The organism is Streptomyces sp. NPDC021080 (assembly GCF_044333225.1).
Taxonomy (GTDB): Bacteria; Actinomycetota; Actinomycetes; order Streptomycetales; family Streptomycetaceae; genus Streptomyces.
On sequence record NZ_JBIRQM010000004.1, the window covers coordinates 223,740 to 243,972 of the forward strand.

The 20,233-nt window shown below is 71.4% G+C and carries 14 protein-coding genes; 4 read left to right on the forward strand and 10 right to left on the reverse strand.

Features of this window, described 5'->3' with window-relative positions:
• Positions 1-185 precede the first annotated feature (185 nt).
• A complete protein-coding gene (locus ACH4S8_RS11745; protein WP_398392562.1) occupies positions 186-770 on the forward strand; it encodes a two-component system response regulator in 585 nt (194 codons plus the stop codon).
• A 158-nt stretch (positions 771-928) separates the two neighbouring features.
• Here the strand turns inward: ACH4S8_RS11745 and ACH4S8_RS11750 are convergent, their stop codons facing one another.
• Together ACH4S8_RS11750 and lepA are read right to left on the reverse strand one after the other, a co-directional pair.
• Positions 929-2,800, reverse strand: a complete 1,872-nt coding sequence (locus tag ACH4S8_RS11750; RefSeq protein WP_398392564.1) for an AMP-dependent synthetase/ligase — start codon at positions 2,798-2,800, stop codon at positions 929-931.
• 213 nt (positions 2,801-3,013) lie between these two features.
• On the reverse strand, positions 3,014-4,882 hold the full coding sequence (gene lepA / locus ACH4S8_RS11755; protein WP_398392567.1) for a translation elongation factor 4: 1,869 nt from the start codon (positions 4,880-4,882) through the stop codon (positions 3,014-3,016).
• 314 nt (positions 4,883-5,196) lie between these two features.
• On the opposite strand from lepA, the gene rpsT reads away from it, so the two are divergent.
• On the forward strand, positions 5,197-5,463 hold the full coding sequence (rpsT, locus tag ACH4S8_RS11760) for a 30S ribosomal protein S20 (protein ID WP_385397191.1): 267 nt from the start codon (positions 5,197-5,199) through the stop codon (positions 5,461-5,463).
• 350 nt (positions 5,464-5,813) lie between these two features.
• Here rpsT and holA read toward each other — a convergent pair whose 3' ends face one another.
• The 8 genes from holA to leuS all read right to left on the reverse strand — a co-directional run bounded on the left by holA (position 5,814) and on the right by leuS (position 16,867).
• Complete coding sequence (gene holA / locus ACH4S8_RS11765; protein WP_398392570.1) at positions 5,814-6,803, reverse strand: DNA polymerase III subunit delta; 990 nt, start codon at positions 6,801-6,803, stop codon at positions 5,814-5,816.
• Positions 6,804-6,939: 136 nt separating this feature from the next.
• Positions 6,940-7,185 (reverse strand): hypothetical protein, encoded by a 246-nt coding sequence (locus ACH4S8_RS11770; RefSeq protein ID WP_398392572.1) that lies wholly within the window; start codon positions 7,183-7,185, stop codon positions 6,940-6,942.
• Between the two features lie 84 nt (positions 7,186-7,269).
• Positions 7,270-8,100, reverse strand: coding sequence for an arylamine N-acetyltransferase (locus ACH4S8_RS11775; RefSeq protein ID WP_398392574.1), 831 nt, complete (start codon positions 8,098-8,100; stop codon positions 7,270-7,272).
• A gap of 4 nt (positions 8,101-8,104) precedes the next feature.
• Positions 8,105-10,729 (reverse strand): ComEC/Rec2 family competence protein, encoded by a 2,625-nt coding sequence (locus ACH4S8_RS11780; RefSeq protein ID WP_398393159.1) that lies wholly within the window; start codon positions 10,727-10,729, stop codon positions 8,105-8,107.
• A gap of 14 nt (positions 10,730-10,743) precedes the next feature.
• Positions 10,744-11,550: a helix-hairpin-helix domain-containing protein gene (locus ACH4S8_RS11785; RefSeq protein WP_398392576.1), complete on the reverse strand. Its 807-nt coding sequence runs from the start codon at positions 11,548-11,550 to the stop codon at positions 10,744-10,746.
• Positions 11,551-12,186: 636 nt separating this feature from the next.
• Positions 12,187-13,032 carry a DegV family protein gene (locus tag ACH4S8_RS11790; protein ID WP_398392578.1) on the reverse strand — a complete coding sequence of 282 codons (846 nt, stop codon included), beginning with the start codon at positions 13,030-13,032 and terminating at the stop codon, positions 12,187-12,189.
• Positions 13,033-13,104: 72 nt separating this feature from the next.
• Complete coding sequence (locus tag ACH4S8_RS11795) at positions 13,105-13,836, reverse strand: hypothetical protein (RefSeq protein ID WP_398392580.1); 732 nt, start codon at positions 13,834-13,836, stop codon at positions 13,105-13,107.
• A gap of 145 nt (positions 13,837-13,981) precedes the next feature.
• A complete protein-coding gene (gene leuS / locus ACH4S8_RS11800; RefSeq protein ID WP_398392582.1) occupies positions 13,982-16,867 on the reverse strand; it encodes a leucine--tRNA ligase in 2,886 nt (961 codons plus the stop codon).
• Positions 16,868-17,288: 421 nt separating this feature from the next.
• Here leuS and ACH4S8_RS11805 point away from each other — a divergent pair, with 421 nt between their 5' ends.
• Together ACH4S8_RS11805 and ACH4S8_RS11810 are read left to right on the forward strand one after the other, a co-directional pair.
• On the forward strand, positions 17,289-18,575 hold the full coding sequence (locus ACH4S8_RS11805; protein WP_398392584.1) for a cytochrome b/b6 domain-containing protein: 1,287 nt from the start codon (positions 17,289-17,291) through the stop codon (positions 18,573-18,575).
• Entirely contained in the window at positions 18,572-20,191 is a 1,620-nt protein-coding gene (locus tag ACH4S8_RS11810; protein ID WP_398392586.1) for an NADH-ubiquinone oxidoreductase-F iron-sulfur binding region domain-containing protein, read from the forward strand. Before ACH4S8_RS11805 ends, ACH4S8_RS11810 begins: the two co-directional genes overlap by 4 nt.
• Positions 20,192-20,233 lie beyond the last annotated feature (42 nt).

The window sequence follows — 20,233 nt, forward strand, 5'->3', positions numbered from 1 at the left end:
TCCCTGGGCAGTTCGGACGAAAACACCTCGGACGATGCGGCCAGGGTGACAGACCGGCGGCACTCATAAGCACCGAGTCACCGAACTGGGCCGCCATGAGTGCGAACGGTGGTATGGATGTGCTCGAAGACGGACAGAATCGAGCATCCGGTCCGTATCGGCGGACCGAGTGAGGCACCGACACCATGAGCGCCGAGACGACGGCCGACGAGGGCGCGAGCATCCTCCTGGTCGACGACATGGAGGACAACCTGGTCGCGCTGGAGGCCGTCCTGCGCTCCCTCGACGAGCCGCTGGTGCGCGCGCGTTCGGGCGAGGAGGCGTTGAAGGCGCTGCTGCGGCAGCGGTTCGCGGTCGTCCTGCTCGACATCCGGATGCCGGGCATGGACGGATTCGAGGCAGCCGCGAACATCAAGCGGCTCGACCGGACCAAGGATGTGCCCATCATCTTCCTGACGGACACGGACACCGACGCGGGCTACGCGTTCCGGGGATACGCGACGGGTGCCGCCGACTATCTGACGAAGCCGTTCGACCCGTGGGTCCTGCGCGCCAAGGTCACCGTCTTCCTCGACCTGCACCGCAAGAACCGTCAGCTGGAGCGTCTGCTCGCCCGCGAACAGGACCGGTTCGGCGAACTCGCGGCCCGCCTGGGGAGGATGGACGCGCACCTGGCGGCCGAAGCCGTCCCGGACGTGCGCGAACTCCGCGACCAGGTACGGCAGATGGACGCGCTGCTGGGCAGGATGCGGCAAAGGTGGGGCGGTTGAACCGCAGCCGGCCGCAGAACGGACGCGGGACGGTGGAGCGGCAAGGAGTCACGGGACGGGGCGGGGACGCGCGGGACTCCACCGCTCGGCGAACGGTGGAGTCCCTCCCGTGTGCCTCAGGCCCCGCACCCCGCACGGGCCGGGCCTGAGGCCGGGGGCTACGCCTCGCGGGAGCCCGCGTACATCTCGTCGATGAGGTGCTTGTACGCCTTCTCGACGACCGGGCGCTTCAGCTTGAGGCTCGGAGTGATCTCACCGTGCTCGACGTCCAGGTCGCGGGGCAGCAGCCGGAACTTCTTGATGGTCTGCCAGCGCTGCAGGCCACCGTTGAGCTCCTTCACGTAGCCCTCGACGAGGGCGACCGTCGCGGGTGCCGCGACGACCTCGGCGTACGACTTGCCCTCCAGGCCGTTGCCCTTCGCCCACTCCAGGATCGACGGCTCGTCGAGGGAGATGAGCGCGGTGCAGAAGTTCCGGTCGGCGCCGTGCACGAGGATGTTGGAGACGTACGGGCAGACCGCCTTGAACTGGCCCTCGACCTCGGCGGGCGCGATGTACTTGCCGCCCGAGGTCTTGATGAGGTCCTTCTTGCGGTCGGTGATCCGCAGGTAGCCGTCCGCGGACAGCTCGCCGATGTCGCCGGTGTGGAACCAGCCGTCGGCCTCCAGGACCTCGGCGGTCTTCTCGGGCAGCCCGTGGTAGCCCTCCATGATGCCGGGGCCGCGCAGCAGGATCTCGCCGTCGTCCGCGATGCGCACCTCGGTGCCGGGCACCGGCTTGCCGACCGTGCCGGTGCGGTAGGCCTCGCCCGGGTTCACGAAGGAGGCGGCCGAGGACTCGGTGAGGCCGTAGCCCTCCAGGATGTGGATGCCGGCGCCGGCGAAGAAGTAGCCGATCTCCGGCGCGAGCGCGGCCGAGCCGGAGATGCAGGCGCGCAGGTTGCCGCCGAAGGCCTCACGGATCTTGGCGTAGACGAGCGCGTCGGCGACCTTGTGCTTGGCGCCGAGCGCGAACGGCACCGAGGGCGAGCCGGTGCGGCGGAAGTTGTCCTGGCTGGCCTTCGCGTACTCACGGGAGACCTCGGCGGCCCACTGGAAGATCTTGTACTTGGCGCCGCCGCCGGCCCGCGCCTTGGCCGCGACCCCGTTGTAGACCTTCTCGAAGATGCGCGGCACGGCCGCCATGTACGTCGGCTGCACCACCGGCAGGTTCTCGATGATCTTGTCCACACGGCCGTCGACGGCGGTGACGTGCCCGACCTCGATCTGGCCGGAGGTGAGGACCTTGCCGAAGACGTGCGCGAGCGGCAGCCACAGGTACTGGACGTCCGCCTGGGTGATCAGACCGGTCCCGGCGATCGCCTTGGCCATGTACGACCAGTTGCCGTGCGGCAGCCGGACACCCTTGGGCCGGCCGGTGGTGCCGGAGGTGTAGATGAGGGTGGCGAGCTGGTCGGCGGTGATCGCGCCGACGCGCTCCTTGATCAGCTCGGGGTGCTTCTCCAGGTACGCGGCGCCGCGCGCCTCCAGCTCGGCGAGCGTCAGGACCCAGTCCCCGGTCTCCACGCCCTCCGGGTCGACGACCACGACATGCGTGAGCTCGGGGAGCTCCGCACGCTTCTCCAGGGCCTTGGCGACCTGGGCCGCGTCCTCCGCGATCAGGACCCGGCTCGCGGAGTCGGAGAGGATGAACGCCGACTCCTCGGCGTTGGTCTGCGGGTACACGGTCGTGGTGGCCGCGCCCGCGCAGAGGATGCCGAGGTCGGCCAGGATCCACTCGACGCGGGTCGAGGAGGCGAGCGCGACGCGCTGCTCCGGCTCGACACCGAGTTCGATCAGACCGGCCGCGACGGCGTAGACCCTCTCGGCGGCCTGCGCCCAGGTCAGCGACTTCCACGCGTCCGGCCCGTCACCCGAGGCCGGTACCGGGTAACGGTATGCCTCGGCGCCGGGTGTGGCCGCCACGCGCTCCAGGAAGAGGGCGGCGACGGACGGCGGACGGTTCTCGATCAGGGTCTGTGTGTCGCTCACGACATCCTCCGGGGCCCGCGGCAGTGCGGCTGGCTCAATTGCGGCTGTTGTTTAACTCGCGAGTAACTACCGAGCAGAGATCAGACTAGAGCGCGTCCGGCCGGTGCGTAAGAGGCGACGGCCGGTCACTTCTTGCAGGACACACACATGAGACAAGCACAGGGCCCGCCGCACCGAAGCGCGACGGGCCCTGAATTCCGGGATTCGGCGTGGCTACTTCTTGCCCTTGGCCGAACCACCGCTGTCGTCACTGGAGAGCACGGCGATGAAGGCCTCTTGCGGAACTTCCACAGAGCCCACCATCTTCATCCGCTTCTTGCCCTCCTTCTGCTTCTCCAGCAGCTTCCGCTTGCGGGAGATGTCACCGCCGTAGCACTTGGCGAGGACGTCCTTGCGGATGGCGCGGATGGTCTCGCGGGCGATGACCCGGGAGCCGATGGCCGCCTGGATGGGCACCTCGAAGGCCTGCCGCGGGATCAGCTCGCGCAGCTTGGCGACCAGCCGGACGCCGTACGCGTACGCGGCGTCCTTGTGCGTGACCGCCGAGAAGGCGTCGACCTTGTCGCCGTGCAGCAGGATGTCGACCTTGACCAGGCTGGAGCTCTGCTCGCCGGTGGGCTCGTAGTCCAGCGACGCGTAGCCGCGGGTCTTGGACTTGAGCTGGTCGAAGAAGTCGAAGACGATCTCCGCGAGCGGCAGGGTGTAGCGGATCTCGACCCGGTCCTCGGACAGGTAGTCCATGCCGAGCAGGGTGCCGCGCCGGGTCTGGCACAGCTCCATGATCGCGCCGATGAACTCCGAGGGGGCGAGGATGGTCGCCCGCACGACCGGCTCGTACACCTTGTCGATCTTGCCCTCGGGGAACTCGCTCGGGTTGGTGACGATGTGCTCGCTGCGGTCCTCCATCTCGACGCGGTAGACCACGTTCGGGGCGGTCGCGATGAGGTCGAGCCCGAACTCGCGCTCCAGCCGCTCACGGATCACGTCGAGGTGCAGCAGTCCGAGGAAGCCGACACGGAAGCCGAAGCCCAGCGCCGCGGAGGTCTCCGGCTCGTAGACGAGCGCGGCGTCGTTGAGCTGGAGCTTGTCCAGGGCGTCGCGCAGCTCGGGGTAGTCGGAGCCGTCCAGCGGGTACAGGCCCGAGAAGACCATGGGCCGGGGGTCCTTGTACCCGCCGAGCGCCTCGGTGGCGCCCTTGTGCAGGGTGGTGATCGTGTCACCGACCTTGGACTGGCGGACGTCCTTCACGCCGGTGATGAGGTAACCCACCTCACCGACGCCGAGCCCGTCGGCCGCCTTCATCTCGGGGGCCGAGACGCCGATCTCCAGCAGCTCGTGGGTGGCGCCGGTGGACATCATCTTGATGCGCTCACGCTTGTTGAGCTGCCCGTCGATCACACGGACGTACGTCACGACACCACGGTAGGAGTCGTAGACCGAGTCGAAGATCATCGCGCGGGCGGGGGCGTCCTGGACGCCGACCGGGGCGGGGATCTCGGCGACGACCTTGTCGAGCAGCGCCTCGACACCGAGTCCCGTCTTGGCGGAGACCCTGAGGACGTCCTCGGGGTCGCAGCCGATGAGGTTCGCGAGCTCCTCGGAGAACTTCTCCGGCTGGGCGGCCGGCAGGTCGATCTTGTTCAGTACGGGGATGATCTTGAGGTCGTTCTCCATCGCCAGGTAGAGGTTGGCGAGAGTCTGGGCCTCGATCCCCTGGGCGGCGTCGACGAGCAGGACCGTGCCCTCACAGGCCGCCAGGGACCGCGACACCTCGTACGTGAAGTCGACGTGCCCGGGGGTGTCGATCATGTTGAGGATGTGGGTGCGGCCCGGATCCTCGGTCGGGGCCCAGGGCAGCCGTACCGCCTGGGACTTGATCGTGATGCCGCGCTCACGCTCGATGTCCATGCGGTCGAGGTACTGGGCGCGCATCTGCCGCTGATCAACCACCCCGGTCAGCTGGAGCATGCGGTCGGCGAGCGTGGACTTGCCGTGGTCGATGTGCGCGATGATGCAGAAATTGCGGATCAGCGCCGGGTCGGTACGGCTCGGCTCGGGCGCATTGTTAGGGGTCGCGGGCACGCAGGGTCCTGTCTCTTGAGGCGCCTGTCGCCTCGGGTCGGATCGATACGTAGGTTCCATGGTCCCACGCGCGGCGGCCTGCGACCGGTTTGGGCCGCGTGAGCGCGACGGCGGCGACCGGTTCGGAGTCCCCGACCAGGGCATCCCCGCCCTGTCCCCGGACGGGGAGTACGGCCGGTTTGGGCCGGTCGCACGGGGGCTGGTAGCCTGGGTGGCTGTGTCTCATGCCCTCTCAGCAGGGGACACACCCCAGAAAATCAAACGGCGGGTGAGGCATGACGTCTCACGCGCCTGAACCTGTAAAGGCTCATTCAGTGGCGAACATCAAGTCCCAGATCAAGCGGATCAAGACCAACGAGAAGGCCCGGCTGCGCAACAAGGCCGTCAAGTCCTCTCTGAAGACCGCGATCCGCAAGGCCCGCGAGGCTGCTGCCGCGGGTGACGTCGAGAAGGCCACCGTCGCGGCGCGCGAGGCTTCGCGCAAGCTCGACAAGGCCGTCTCGAAGGGCGTCATCCACAAGAACCAGGCCGCCAACAAGAAGTCGGCGCTTGCTTCGAAGGTCGCCGCGCTCCAGGGCTGAGTCGGCTGAGCCCTTCTGGGCTCAACCCCTGACTTGACCGTCGGCCGGACCCGAGCGGGCCCTCTCTCTCCGCTCCCGACCGACGTACCGGATTCACGCACGATCTGCGTTCGCCACGCGGGCGTGAGTCCACCGGCTTGAACCGAAGGCCCCGCTCCCTCCCTTCCCCGGGAGAACGAGCGGGGCCTTCGGTGTACGGCGGCGGTCCCTGGTCGGTGTCGTGGCGAACACCGCGTACGTGCGACCCGGCCACGGCAGATCCGGCTAAGGACGACGACCGGAACGAGCAGCGCGGGCGATGGCCCGGCCACGGACGACGACTGGAACGAACGGCACGGACGACAGCCCGGCTAAGGACGACGACCGGAACGAGCGGCACGGGCGACAGCCACGACCGCCTTCTCCAGGGCGTACTCGGGGTCGTCCCCGCCGCCCTTGACCCCGGCGTCCGCCTTCGCGACGGCCGTGAGCGCCATGGCGACCCCGTCCGGCGTCCAGCCCCGCATCTGCTGCCGCACCCGGTCGATCTTCCACGGCGGCATCCCCAGCTCACGGGCCAGGTCGGCGGGCCTGCCGCCCCGCGCGGAGGACAGCTTCCCGATCGCCCGCACTCCCTGCGCGAGCGCGCTGGTGATCAGGACGGGAGCCACGCCGGTCGACAGCGACCACCGCAACGCCTCCAGCGCCTCCGCCGCCCGTCCCTCCACGGCCCGGTCGGCCACGGTGAAGCTGGACGCCTCGGCGCGCCCGGTGTAGTACCTCCCGACGACGGCCTCGTCGATCGTCCCCTCGACGTCCGCGGTCAGCTGCGACACGGCGGACGCCAGCTCCCGCAGATCGCTCCCGATGGAGTCCACCAGAGCCTGACAGGCCTCGGGAGTGGCCGCCCGGCCGAGCGTGCGGAACTCGCTCCGCACGAACGCCAGCCGGTCCGCCGGCTTGGTCATCTTCGGACAGGCCACCTCCCGCGCGCCCGCCTTGCGCGCGGCGTCGAGCAGCCCCTTGCCCTTGGCACCGCCCGCGTGCAGGAGCACCAGGGTGATCTCCTCGGCGGGCGCCCCCAGATACGCCTTGACGTCCTTGATCGTGTCGGCCGACAGATCCTGGGCGTTGCGTACGATCACGACCTTGCGCTCGGCGAAGAGCGAGGGACTCGTCAGCTCGGCGAGCGTGCCGGGCTGCAGCTGGTCCGGGGCGAGGTCCCGGACGTCCGTGTCGGCGTCGGCGGCCCTGGCGGCGGCCACCACCTCCTGCACGGCACGGTCGAGCAGGAGATCCTCCTGGCCCACTGCCAGCGTGACAGGGGCGAGAGGGTCGTCTTGTGCGGTCTTCTTGGCCATCCCCGAAAGCATCCCACGCGCCACCGACAACCCACACCGCCGCGAGCCACGGGGCGGACCCGCGGTTCGCGGCAGTCCCGGACCACGGGGCGGACCCGCGGCTCGCGGCAGTCCCGGGCCACGGGGTGGGCCCGGGCTACGGCTCCTCGTGCCAGCCGTCCCACTCGGCCGCGAACTCGTCCAGCTCCTTCGGGTCCAGCTGTCCCTCGGGGTCCGTCAGGACCACCAGCCACTGCGCGTCCTCGGCGTCGTCCTCGCCCGCGAGGGCGTCCCGGACGAGCTGCGGTTCCTCCGGCAGCCCGAACCGGTCACCGACGGCCTCCGCCGCCTCTTCCGCGGCGTCACGGTCGGGCAGCACCAGTACATGTCTCACATCGCTCACCCGAACATTTTCCGCTACGGCGGACGCGGCCGACGCCGGGATCGGGGTCCGGCGCATGTGATCTGTGCGGCTGCCCGGCCGCGGCTACCGGGCCGCCCCGACCTCCGGCACCCGGTCCAGTTCGATCCCGAAGCGCTCCCGGTACGTGGCCAGCACCTCCTCGTCCGTTGCCAGTTCCGTCACCTCCTTGGTCCCGTCGGCCGTCGACACGGTGAACCTGCGGCCGCTGAGCGTGATCCGTCCACCGTCCTCGGTCACCCGCGAGCAGACCAGAGACCGGGTGAAGTGCGACTGCGGCGAGGTGCCGTGCCACCAGGCCCCGGCGACGAAGTCCCCGAGCACGCGCGGCCGTACCTCCAGCCGGTACTGGCGTTTGTCGCCCAGGAGGACATCGAGGTCCTCGTGTTCCCGCGAACCGCCGGCCCCCCGCACCCCCGCCGCGTCCGGCGCCGACTCCACGACCCGGAACACCCCGCCGGGATCCCGCTGTTCGCCCCGCTCCGTGAACGACAGCGGGTAGTGGCTGTGCGCCCCGAAACCGACGTCGGTCAGCCAGTCGCCCCCGTCCACCGTCCGCACCCGCAGCGCGAGATGGTCGTAGGGGATCCCGGGCTTCCCGTCGTCCCCGTACACCCGCGCCGCGAGGAACGTCACGTCGAAGCCCAGCGCCCCCAGCAACGCCCCGAACGCGCCGTTGAGTTCGTAGCAGAAGCCCCCTCTGCGCGCGCCCACCACCTTGTCCAGAAGGCGCTTCTCCTCCAGCACGATCTCCTCGCCGAGGTGGATCGACAGGTTCTCGAACGGCACTGTCCGCAGATGGCACAGCTGCAGCTCACGGAGCACATCGGACGTGGGCCACGCCGGGTGCTGGGCCCCGATGCGGCGAAGGTAGGCGTCGGCCTGTGCGGAATTCATGACTTCAGTGTCGCGCCACACCCAGCCCTTCGCCCGCACCCGTGACGGCGAGATCACCGTCCTCGTCGGTACGCAGCACCACCGCGCCCCTCGCCCGCAAGGCCTCGACCGTGCTCGGGGCAGGATGTCCGTAAGGGTTGTCGCTGCCCACAGAGATGAGCGCCAGCCGAGGAGCCGCCCTGCGTATGAGCTCCGGGTCCTGGTACGCGGAACCGTGATGGGCGACCTTGAGCACATCGACACCGTCCAGTTCCGCGGCCTTCGGCGATCTCGCCAAGACCCGCTGCGCGGGCGGCTCCAGGTCGCCGAGGAGCAGCAGCCGCAGCCCCGCGGACCGTACGAACAGGGTGACACTGGCGTCGTTCGGGTCGTCCGGCGGCGGAGCCGGATCCGGCGGCGGCCACAGGACCCGCCAGTCGAGGCGCCCGGCACGCCTCCGCTCCCCCGCCACGGCCCGGGTCAGGGGAATGTGCCGTGCGGCCGCCTCCCTTCGTACGAACTCGGCCTGCTCCACGGGCTCTTCGAAGCCGGTCGTCTCGATCGCGCCCACCGAACGCCCCCGGAGCACACCCGGCAGGCCCGCGACATGGTCGGCGTGGAAGTGCGTCAGGACGATCAACGGGATCCTGGTCACCCCGAGCGTGCTCAGACAGCGGTCCGCCAGCACCGGGTCGGGCCCGGCGTCCACCACCACCGCGCTGCCGTCCCCCACCGCGAGCACGCTCGCGTCGCCCTGCCCCACATCGCACATCGCGAACCTCCAGCCGGGCGGCGGCCACCCCGTGATCACCCTGGTGAGCGGCGGCGGCTGCACCACGAACAGCAGGAGCAGCACCGCCGCGACCGCGGTCGGCAGCGGATGCCTGAGCAGCCGTCGGCCGGCGGCCATGCCCACCGACACGACGAGGGCCAGCAGCAGCGCGCCCGTCCAGCTGCCCGGCCAGTCGACTCCCCCGCCGGGCTGGGCCGCCCCCGTGCGCGCGATGCCCGCGATCCACCGGGCGGGCCAACTCGCCGACCAAGCAAGGACCTTGGCCAGGGGCATCGCCACGGAGGCGGTCGCCAGTGTCGCGAACCCCAGCACCGTGGCCGGCGTGACCGCGAACTCCGCGAGGAGGTTGCACGGCACCGCCACCAGACTCACCCGGGCCGACAGCACGGCGACCACCGGGGCGCACAGGGCCTGTGCGGCGGCGGCCGCGGCCAGCGCCTCGGCCGGACGCGGAGGCACACGACGTCTCCGGAGCGCGGCACTCCAGCGCGGGGCGAGCGTGAGCAGCGCTCCGGTCGCGAGGACGGAGAGCAGGAATCCGTAACTGCGGGCGAGCCAGGGGTCGTACAGCACCAGGAGCAGCACCGCGGCGGCCAGGGCCGGGATCAGCGATCTGCGGCGCCCGGTCGCGACGGCGAGCAGCGAGACCGATCCGCAGGCCGCCGCCCGCAGGACGCTCGGGTCCGGCCGGCACACGACCACGAAGGCGAGGGTGAGTGCTCCGCCGAGCAGGGCCGTCGCCCGGAGCGGGACCCCGAGCCGGGAGGCGAGTCCCCGGCGCTCCACCCGCTGGGCGAGGCCGGGCGGCCCGATGAACAGCGCGAGGACGATGACGAGATTGCCCCCGCTGACGGCGAGGAGGTGGGTGAGGTCGGTGGCCCTGAAGGCGTCGTCCAGCTCCGGCGTGACCCGTGAGGTGTCCCCCACCACGAGCCCCGGCAGCAGTGCCCGCGCGTCCGTGTCCAGACCGTCGGTCGCCTTCCGCAGCCCTTCGCGCAGCCGGCCCGCGAACCGCTGCGGACCGGACGGCACCCCGACCACCTCCGGCGGCGCGCTCCCCCGTACCCGCAGCACCGCCGCGGTGCCGTCCCCGTCCGACAGGGCGGGCACGACCCGCGCCGCCACCCGCAGCCGGGTCGACGGCAGCAACGACAGCCACGGCGAGCGCCGGTCCGCCTCCCGGAGCACACCCCGTCCCGAACGCCCTCCGGCGGCCCCGGGCGCACCGGGTCGCGGGCGTCCGCCGGCCTTCCCGGGCACGGCCCGTCGCGAGCGGGCGTCGACGATCACCAGCACCGGCGTCCGGGTGGCCAGCACCGTGCCGTTCGCCTGTACGACCCGGGTGACGTCGGCGTCGAACAGCAGAGCCGTCGGGGCGATGCGGTCCCCTGTGACCCGGGGCCTGGTGAGCCGGGGATCGGAGGTGATCTCCACCTCCGCGGTCACTTCGGCGAACTTCTCCGCGAGCGCGGGGACAGGGCCGCGTCGCAGGTCCGCCGCGTGCAGCCCCGCCGAGGCCGCGGCGGCGCCGATACAGAGGAGCACGGCGGCGAGGGACACCCGCAACCCCGGTCGCGCCGTCCCTCGCCCCTGCCCGGCCGCCAGCAGTACGCCACCCGCGGCCAGGGACACGGCCACGACGGCGGTGACCCGGCCCGGCGACGCTCCGACGCTCACGGCCGCCGTGATCCAGACCGCCGCCGCGGGTGCCACGAGCCGGAGGTCGGCCGGCCCCTCCGTCCTGGGGTGCGAAGCCCCCAGCCGACTCCCCGAGGCCGCGTGCACGTGCCTCCGGCCGGTGGCGCCGGGCAGCCCCTCAGGGCCCGTCGGAGAGGCTTGCGGCTCCCCCGTGCCCATCGTCTCCGGACCCTTCATGGCCGTACCAGTTTCCGGAGATCGGCGAAGCGGCGGTCTCCGATCCCGGACACTTCGCGCAGTTCGTCGACCGAGCGGAAACCGCCGTGCGCCGTGCGGTAGTCGATGATGTGCCGGGCCAGGACAGGTCCGACACCGGGCAGGCTGTCGAACTGGTCGACCGTGGCCGTGTTGAGGGGGATCGGCGCGGCGGGCACCGCCCCCGCCTCGGCTGCTCCGGTGCCGGACGGCCCGGAAAGGACGGAGCCGCCCGATCCGGCTCCCGTCGGGGGCGCGGACGCGCCGACCACGATCTGTTCGCCGTCCACGAGGAGCCGGGCGCGGTTGAGGCCGTCGGTGTCCGTGCCGGGCCGCAACCCGCCGGCGGCTCGCAGGGCGTCCTCGACACGGGACCCGGCCGGCAGCCGCTGGAGTCCGGGGGCGCGCACCTTTCCGCCCACGTCCACGACGACCGCGCTCACGCCGGCGTCCGGGACGCTCGGCGCTCCGGCCGGGGCACCCGGTTCCACGCCCTGTCGGCCGCCCGGCGTGTGCTTCCCGCCGTACGGTGCCGCGGCGCTCACCACCTCGGGAGCCCGGACCGGCCGCGTCCGGCCGGCCCAGAAGTGCTGCACGGCGAAGACGGCGGCCACGACCAGCAGCACGGTCAGCGCGGCCACGCTCCCGCGTTCCAGACCGCACCTCGACTGCAGCCACAACGGGAGCCGCTCCCGCACGGCGAGCCCGGCCCGGTCCCGCCACGTGCCCGCCTCCCCGGCCGGATCATGCGAGGCCGGCTCGCTCACGGTCGGCTCGCTCGACATCGACGCGATTGAGATCGGCACGGTTGAGATCGGCTCGCTCGACGTCGGCGCGCTCACGGCCGCCGTCCTGCCGGCGGCCGAAACGTCCGCGGCGCGCAGGGTCCGGCCGGTCCGCCCTCCTCGGCCGACGCCCGGCCCGGTGTCCGCTCCGGCACCCGGTTCCCTGTCCGTTCCGGTGCCGCGGCCCGGGGCCCGGCTCCCGGGGTTCCGGGGACCCCGGGCGAGGTCATCGGTCAGAACTCCCGTGCCCACCGCCGTGTTCGCCCGGGGGACGTCCCCGGCATCGCGGTCCGCGCCCGGCGGTCCGTGGCCCGACTCGCGCCACGCACGGGCGCGTTCGGTGAACAGCGCGTCGGCGCGCAGACGGAGGGCCGCGGCCGAAGCCTCGTGGCGGCCGGTCCGGCTCGGCCTGTCGCGACGGCGATGCCGGCTGCGGCTGTCGGAGAGGGGTCCACGACCCGGGCCGCTGGTCGGGGTCGCGGTGCGTGAGCTCGATCGAAGTGCCATGCGGCGAGGATCCGGCATCCCGGCACCCTCGCGATGATCTTGCTCAATTCCGGTGGAAACCGGCCCAGTTGTGGATAAGTCCTTCACTCACACGAGCGACGCATGGGGACGACACGGCCGTCGGCCCCCTCATCGGGGCGACACGACCGCGGCCAGCAGCCCGGGGCCGGTGTGGGCTCCGATCACCGCGCCCACCTCGCTCACATGCAGTTCGACCAGTCCTGGCACCCGCGCCCGCAGACGGTCCGCGAGGGCCGACGCCCGCTCGGGGGCCGCGAGATGGTGAACGGCGATGTCGACCTGCGCGGTGCCCGCCCGGTCGGCGACGATCTCTTCCAGACGGGCGATCGCCTTGGACGACGTGCGGACCTTTTCGAGGAGTTCGATACGGCCGTCGTGGAGCTGCAGCAGCGGCTTCACCGCGAGCGCGGAACCCAGCAGGGCCTGCGCGGCCCCGATCCTGCCGCCGCGGCGGAGGTAGTCGAGGGTGTCGACGTAGAAGTGCGCGGACGTGCCCGCGGCCCGCTTCTCCGCCGCCGTGACCGCGTCGTCGACGGTGCCGCCCGCCTCGGCGGACTCGGCGGCGGCCAGCGCGCAGAACCCGAGGGCCATGGCGACCATCCCGGTGTCGAGGACGCGCACCGGCACCGGGGCGTCGCGCGCCGCCAGCACCGCGGCGTCGTAGGTGCCCGAGAACTCGGAGGACAGGTGCAGCGAGACGATTCCGGTGGCGCCGGACTCGGCGACCTCGCGGTAGGTCGCGGCGAACGTCTCGGGGCTGGGCCGGGACGTCGTGACGGGGCGCCGCTTCTGCAGGGCCTGGGCCAGGGAGCGGGCCGAGATCTCGGTGCCGTCCTCGAGCGCCTGGTCCCCGAGGACCACGGTCAGGGGAACCGATGTGATGCCGTGGCGCTCCATCGTCCGCGGCGGCAGGTAGGCCGTTGAATCGGTGACGATCGCGACATGGCGGGACATGAGCTGGAGATTACCTGGCGGGGCGGGTACTCGGCAGCCCGGCCCCTTCGGCCCGTGGTCGGGACGGCCGGATCATGTCGTGCTCTCGGGGCGGGGCTTCTTCTGCCAAGGGTAGGTGGGCCGTTGGCCGGGCGGGGTGATGGCCGAGCGCCTCGACCGGTCCTCGGGACGGGGCTGCGGGCTCGTGGGCCGGGCCTGTCCGTCGGAGGTGCCCGCGTCCCTGCCGGGAGCGTCGGGCCGGGACGTGGCGGGCCCCGGCTCCTCGGTCCAGTGACGCAGCGCGCCGGCCTCCACGTCGATCTGGGCGCTCAGGGTGTCCAGGTCGTCGCCGGCGAAGCGGTGGGCCCGGTCGCGGGCGGCCCAGCGCAGCGAGTCCGCCGACTTCGTGATCCGCCGGGTGCGCTCGCGCAGGCCGGGCAGCCGGGTGGCGAGCGTGTCCCGGTCGGGCTCGGCCTCCAGACGCTTCAGTTCGGCGTCCAGCTCGTGCCCGTGGGCGCTGAGCCGCTCGAAGAGGCTCAGGGACTCCTTGAGGGACTCGTCCTCCGGGGCGCTCGCCTGGAGCGCGTCCTGGGTGGCGCGCATCGATGTGCGCAGCGTCAGTCTGAGCTGGGCGAGCTCGCCCTGGGGGCCGGGCTGGGCGAGGGTCTTCGCGCGCAGGGTGGTGTCCTCGACCGTGCGGCGGGCCTGCGAGATGGTGCGGTCCACGCCGCGCTTGGCGGCGCCGATCACCTTCACCGTCGCGTACGCGCCGAACACCACGAACAGCAGGAAGAGCAAGGCGATCACGGTGATCACGGTCCCCATCACACTCCTCCTCCGACAGGCCGCGGCAACTGCCGCCGTGCTCTCAACGGTAAACGCTGCGGGCAGGTTCGGAGTTCCGAAAGGACCCCGAACCTGCCCGTAGGGGACTACCCCGAGCCGCCGTGCGCGGCCCGGACCTGCGCGGCTAGGCCGTGACGATGTTGACCAGCTTCGGCGCGCGCACGATCACCTTGCGGATCCCCGCGCCGTCCAGCGCCGCGACGACCTTCTCGTCGGCCAGCGCCACCTTCTCCAGCTCCGCGTCGGTGATCGACGGGGAGACCTCCAGGCGCGCCTTGACCTTGCCCTTGATCTGCACGACGCAGGTCACGGCCTCGTCGACGACGTACGCGGGGTCGGCCACGGGGAAGTCCTGGTGGACAACGGAGTCGGCGTGGCCCAGCTTGCGCCACAGTTCCTCGGCGATGTGCGGGGCCAGCGGCGCGACCATCAGCACCAGGGCCTCGGCGACCGGGCGCGCCAGGGGGCCGCCCGCCTTGGTCAGGTGGTTGTTCAGCTCGGTGACCTTGGCGATGGCGGTGTTGAACCGCATGCCCTCCAGGTCCTGGCGCACGCCGTCGATGGCCTTGTGCAGGGCACGCAGCGTGTCCTCGTCCGGCTCGGCGGCGACGACCGTGACCTCGCCGGTCGCCTCGTCGACGACGTTGCGCCACAGCCGCTGCAGCAGGCGGTACTGGCCGACCACCGCGCGCGTGTCCCACGGACGGGACACGTCCAGGGGACCCATCGCCATCTCGTACAGGCGCAGGGTGTCCGCTCCGTACTCGGCGCAGATCTCGTCCGGGGTGACGGCGTTCTTCAGCGACTTGCCCATCTTGCCCAGCAGCCGGGAGACCTTCTCGCCCTGGTGGAAGTAAGCGCCGTCGCGCTCCTCCACCTCGGTCGCCGGTACGGCGATACCGCGGCTGTCGCGGTACACGTAGGCCTGGATCATGCCCTGGTTGAACAGCTTGTGGAACGGCTCGGCCGACGAGACGTGGCCCAGGTCGAACAGGACCTTCGACCAGAAACGGGCGTACAGCAGGTGCAGCACGGCGTGCTCGGCACCGCCGACGTACAGGTCGACACCGCCGGTGGGCTGACCCTCGCGCGGGCCCATCCAGTACTGCTCGATGGCCGGGTCGACCAGCTTCTGATCGTTGTGCGGGTCCAGGTAGCGCAGCTCGTACCAGCAGGAACCGGCCCAGTTGGGCATGGTGTTGGTCTCGCGGCGGTACTTCTGCGGGCCCCGGCCGTCCTCCAGGTCCAGGGTGACGTGGACCCAGTCGCCGTTGCGGGACAGCGGGGTCTCGGGGGACGTGTTCGCGTCGTCCGGGTCGAAGGTGCGCGGCGAGTAGTCCTCGACCTCCGGCAGTTCCAGGGGCAGCATCGACTCGGGCAGCGAGTGGGCGACGCCGTCCTCGTCGTAGACGATCGGGAAGGGCTCGCCCCAGTAGCGCTGGCGGCTGAACAGCCAGTCGCGCAGACGGAAGTTGACGGTGCCCTCGCCGATGCCCCGGCGCTCCAGCCACTCCGTGATGCGCGCCTTGGCGTCGACGACGCCCAGGCCGTCCAGGGAGACGTCCTCACCGGCGGAGTTGACGATCTTCGCGTCGTACGAGGCGAAGGCGTCGTCCCAGGCGGAGGCGTCGGTGCCGCGGTCGTCCGAGGGCTCGACCACACAGCGCATGGGCAGTTCGAAGGCCCGCGCGAACGCGAAGTCACGGGCGTCGTGCGCCGGGACGGCCATGATCGCGCCGGTGCCGTAGCCCATCAGCACGTAGTCGGCGATGAAGACCGGGACCTTCTCGCCGTTGACCGGGTTGGTGGCGTACGCGCCGGTGAAGACACCGGTCTTGTCCTTGGCCTCGGCCTGGCGCTCGACGTCGGACTTCGAGGCGGCCTGCGCGCGGTAGGCGGCGACGGCCTCGGCGGGCGTCGCGTGCCCGCCGGTCCACACGTCGTGGGTGCCCTCGGGCCAGGCGGCCGGGGTGAACTTCTCGACCAGCGGGTGTTCCGGCGCCAGCACCATGTAGGTGGCGCCGAACAGGGTGTCCTGGCGGGTGGTGAAGACCGTGATCGCTTCGCCGTCGATCGGGAAGTCGACGCGGGCACCCTCGGAGCGGCCGATCCAGTTGCGCTGCTGCAGCTTGATGGCCTCGGGCCAGTCCAGCGCGTCCAGGTCGTCCAGCAGGCGGTCCGCGTAGGCGGTGATGCGCATGTTCCACTGGCGCAGCTTGGCCTTGAAGACGGGGAAGTTGCCGCGCTCGGACCGGCCGTCGGCGGTGACCTCCTCGTTGGCCAGGACGGTGCCCAGGCCGGGGCACCAGTTGACCGGCGCGTCGGAGGCGTACGCCAGGCGGTAGCCGCTCAGCACGTCGGCGCGCTCGCCGGCGGTCAGCTCGTTCCACGCGCGCGTGGCGCCGCCGATGGCGGGGACGCCGCGCTCACCGCTCTCGAACTGGGCGACCAGCGCGGAGATGGGGCGGGCCTTCGCGGCCTCGTCGTCGTACCAGGAGTTGAAGATCTGCAGGAAGATCCACTGGGTCCACTTGTAGTACTCCGGGTCGATCGTGGCGAACGACCGGCGCTTGTCGTGGCCCAGGCCCAGCGCGCGCAGCTGGACCTTCATGTTCTCCATGTTGGCCTCGGTGGACACGCGCGGGTGCGTGCCGGTCTGCACGGCGTACTGCTCGGCGGGCAGGCCGAAGGCGTCGAAGCCCAGGGTGTGCAGGACGTTGTGGCCGGTCATCCGCTGGAACCGGGCGTACACGTCGGTGGCGATGTAGCCCAGGGGGTGACCCACGTGCAGGCCCGCGCCCGAGGGGTACGGGAACATGTCCATGATGAACTTCTTGGGCCGGGCGGCCAGCTCCGGGTCCCCGGCCAGGTCGCCGGTGGGGTTCGGGGCCTCGTACGTGCCCTCGGCGTCCCAGAAGTCCTGCCAGCGTGCCTCGATGTCGGCGGCCAGGGCGGCCGTGTAGCGGTGCGGCGCGGCCGACTCGGCGGCAGCGGTGTTCGTCTCGCTCATGTCCTCAAAGCTCCATCGATCGTCTCTGCCAGCGGCTCAGTCGCTCAAGAAATGAAAAATCCCCTCGCACAGGAGGGGACGCCGCGCCGATGCCGACCACGATGCGTCAGTGGTCGGTGCTGATCAGCGCGGCTCGCTAAGCAGAAGGCGTACGGCACGCATGGCGTCAGGGTACCGCAGCGCCCGCACGGGCCGCGACGGGCTTCCGGACCCGTTCGCTCCCCCGGGTCACGCACAGCGACCAGAAAAAACGTTGAACGATGTTCAAATTTTACTTCGCTTAACGGACGCTTGCGGACAACACAAAGACCTCATTGCCCTTTGGTAACAACGCAATAACTCAAACGCGGAGCTGGACGCTATTTCTCGACCTAGAGTGCCCCTTCGGGACCGCTTCCCCGAACCGTAGGGAGTACCCCTCATGAACCCTCGTCGTAACAACAGCTCGCTTCCCCGGATGGGCCGTTCGGCCTACGGGGCGGCGTCGGCTGCCGTCCTGGTCCTCATACCCGTGATCGTGCTGGCGGGAGGCAACGCGGTCCAGGACTTCCTGAACTTCGGCGCCGGCGTCCTGTCGCTGGTCTCCCTGACCTGCTCGGTGATCTGGGGCCTGGTCGCCCAGGACCGGCTCATCCTCGACACGCGTCAGCGGATCATCGCGCAAGGCGTCCACCGTGTGACCGCCGTCGGCTCGATCGCGTTCCTCCTGGTGCACATCACCGTCAAGCTGGCACTGGACCACACCGTCCTGATCGCCGCGCTGATCCCCTTCAGCCTGGGCGTCACGGGCCTCGGCGGGCTCATCGGCCTCGGCTCGCTGGCCGGCCTGCTCATGATCTTCGTGGGCATCACCGGCGCGCTGCGCAACCAGTTCGCCGCACCGGCCGTGGTCGCCGCCCGCTGGCGCGCGATGCACATGCTGGCCTACCCCGCACTGTGCGCGGCCCTGGTCCACGGCCTGTTCGCCGGGCGCGCGGCGAAGCCCTTCTTCATGATCTCGTACGAGCTGTGCCTGGTCGGCGTCATGGCCGCCCTCGTACTGCGTGCCGCCCCGAACCCCATCAAGTACAAGGTCGCGGCGCGGATCCTGGCGCTCACCGGCGGCGGCAGCGCCCGCGGGTTCCGCGAGGACCTGGACGCGTCCCGTGCCGCCGCGATGGAGGCGCCGCAGGGTCCGGGAGGCCGCTCCGACCGACGTTCCGCGGGCGACGACGGCGCCCCGTCCTCCCGCAAGGAGCGCAAGGAGTCCTCGTCCACGCTGTTCGGCGGCGCGCAGGGCGCGGCGGACACGGCCGGCTTCGCGGCGGCCTACCGGACCGGGACGATGCCCACGGTCACGGCCCCCGGGACGCAGCAGTTCCCGATGCCCGGGAACGCGCAGCCCACAGAGACGTTTCCCCGCGGCGGCAACGGCGCCGCGCAGGGCGCCTGGCCCGTCCCCCAGTCGGCCCCCGTCGGCGAGGCCCCGGCATCGGCGTACGACCCGCTCCAGGACACCGGATACACCACCCCCGTCTATGGCAATCCGGCCACCGGGAGCTACGGCACGAGTGATGTGTACAACACCGGTGAGACGAACACGTCCTACCGCACGTACAACACCAACGACACGTACGACAGCGGTCCCACGACTGACGTACTGCCGGGCGCCTTCGACGCTCCTGGCTCCGGTGAATCATGGAATGCCCCTTCCGGAGGCTTTAAGTGAACGAGGCCCTGCCCGACGTCCCGGAAGTCCGCGTCGTCGGACTTCCGCAGCTCACGTCGGGTTTCGACCTGGTTGAACGCCTTGATCTGCCCATGCACCTCAAGGTGCACGGTCCGCTCGAACCCCTGGGGGGAGAAGACCTCGCCAGCCTCGCCGAGGACATCAATCTGAAGGGACGCGGCGGGGCGGGCTTCCCGTTCGGCAAGAAGCTGCGCTCGGTCGCCGAATCGGCCATCAAGAAGGGCATCCGCCCGGTGGTGGTCGTCAACGGAAGCGAGGACGAACCCGCCTGCCGCAAGGACACGGTGCTCATCAACCGTGCCCCGCACCTCATCCTCGACGGCGCCCTCCTGGTCGCGGAGGCCATGGGCGCGCGCACGCTGGTGATCGGCGTGACCCGCGAGTCCACGCAGCGCTCCATGGAGGCCGCGCTGGCCGAGCGGGGGCTGAGCAACCGGCGCGGATCGCCGCTTCGCGCGCGCGTGCAGCGCAATCCGGTGCGGATGGTGACCGGAGCCGCCGCCTCGCTGATCCGTTCCATCGACGGCGGTCCGGCCGTGCCGCCCGGCCGCAAGGTCAGCGCCTCCCAGTCGGGCGTCGGGGGTGCGCCCACCCTGCTGTCGAACGCCGAGACGTTCGCGCAGCTGGCCATCGCCGCCCGCATCGGCCCGGAGCGCTACCGCAACACGGGCCTGTACGACGAGCCCGGCACCGTCATGCTCACCGTCTCGGGCGCGGTCGCGCGCCCCATGGTGATCGAGGTCCCCACGGGCGTACCCCTGCGGTACGTGCTCCAGCTGGCCGGCGCCCCGGCGATGCCCCAGGGCGTGCTGACCGGCGGCTACCACGGCAAGTGGCTGGACGCGGCGACGGTCAACGACGCGATCGTCTCGCGGGACTCCCTGGCCGCGGTGGGCGGTGCGCTCGGTGCCGGCGCGATCCTGCCCATCACCCAGGAGACCTGCCCCCTGGGCGAGTCGCTGCGCGTGGCGCAGTGGCTGGCCGACGAGAGCGCGGGCCAGTGCGGTCCCTGCTACCTCGGTCTGCCCGCCGCGGCACGCGGCCTGGCGGACATCCTCAACGGCGGCGGCCCGGCGGCTCTCGAGGCGGTGAAGCAGGTCGCCAAGTCGGTGAAGCGGCGCGGTGCCTGCTCCCACCCGGACGGCTCGGCGATGTTCATCGAGTCGACCCTGAAGGCGTTCACGGACGACCTGGCCGCGCACGTCCTCGGAAACGGCTGCGGAAGGCCCGTGGAGGGCGTTCTGCCGCTCTTCGAGGACGGTCAGGTGCCCATGGGCATCCTTGCCGGCCCGGGCCAGCAGGAGGCGGGCCCCAGCCGTCAGAAGATCTTCGTCGACTGGACGCTGTGCCGCGGGCACGGCCTGTGCGCCGACCTCCTCCCCGAGGTCTTCGAACTGGGCGCCGACGGCTTCCCGACCGTGGCGCAGGCCCCGGTGCCCGCCTTCGCCGAGGCGAAGGCCCTGCGCGCGGTACGCCGCTGCCCGGCGCTCGCCCTGCGCATCGAGGAGGACACCAGGGGGGCGTCGGCGTCGCGTCCGAACCTGCCGGTCCTCTCCCAGGGACGCGGGCGCCGCGCGCTCGGCAGCGGCCGCTGACACGAAGGAGCGGGCCACCAGGAACGGTGGCCCGCCTTCGGC

Excerpts from the sequence above, each read along its gene's own strand:
- ACH4S8_RS11745 (WP_398392562.1), top strand. The coding sequence starts at position 186 with ATGAGCGCCGAGACGACGGCCGACGAGGGCGCGAGCATCCTCCTGGTC.
- holA (WP_398392570.1), bottom strand. The coding sequence starts at position 6,803 with ATGGCCAAGAAGACCGCACAAGACGACCCTCTCGCCCCTGTCACGCTG.
- ACH4S8_RS11775 (WP_398392574.1), bottom strand. The coding sequence starts at position 8,100 with ATGAATTCCGCACAGGCCGACGCCTACCTTCGCCGCATCGGGGCCCAG.
- ACH4S8_RS11780 (WP_398393159.1), bottom strand. The coding sequence starts at position 10,729 with ATGGGCACGGGGGAGCCGCAAGCCTCTCCGACGGGCCCTGAGGGGCTG.
- ACH4S8_RS11785 (WP_398392576.1), bottom strand. The coding sequence starts at position 11,550 with ATGTCGAGCGAGCCGACCGTGAGCGAGCCGGCCTCGCATGATCCGGCC.
- ACH4S8_RS11790 (WP_398392578.1), bottom strand. The coding sequence starts at position 13,032 with ATGTCCCGCCATGTCGCGATCGTCACCGATTCAACGGCCTACCTGCCG.
- ACH4S8_RS11795 (WP_398392580.1), bottom strand. The coding sequence starts at position 13,836 with ATGGGGACCGTGATCACCGTGATCGCCTTGCTCTTCCTGCTGTTCGTG.
- leuS (WP_398392582.1), bottom strand. The coding sequence starts at position 16,867 with ATGAGCGAGACGAACACCGCTGCCGCCGAGTCGGCCGCGCCGCACCGC.
- ACH4S8_RS11805 (WP_398392584.1), top strand. The coding sequence starts at position 17,289 with ATGAACCCTCGTCGTAACAACAGCTCGCTTCCCCGGATGGGCCGTTCG.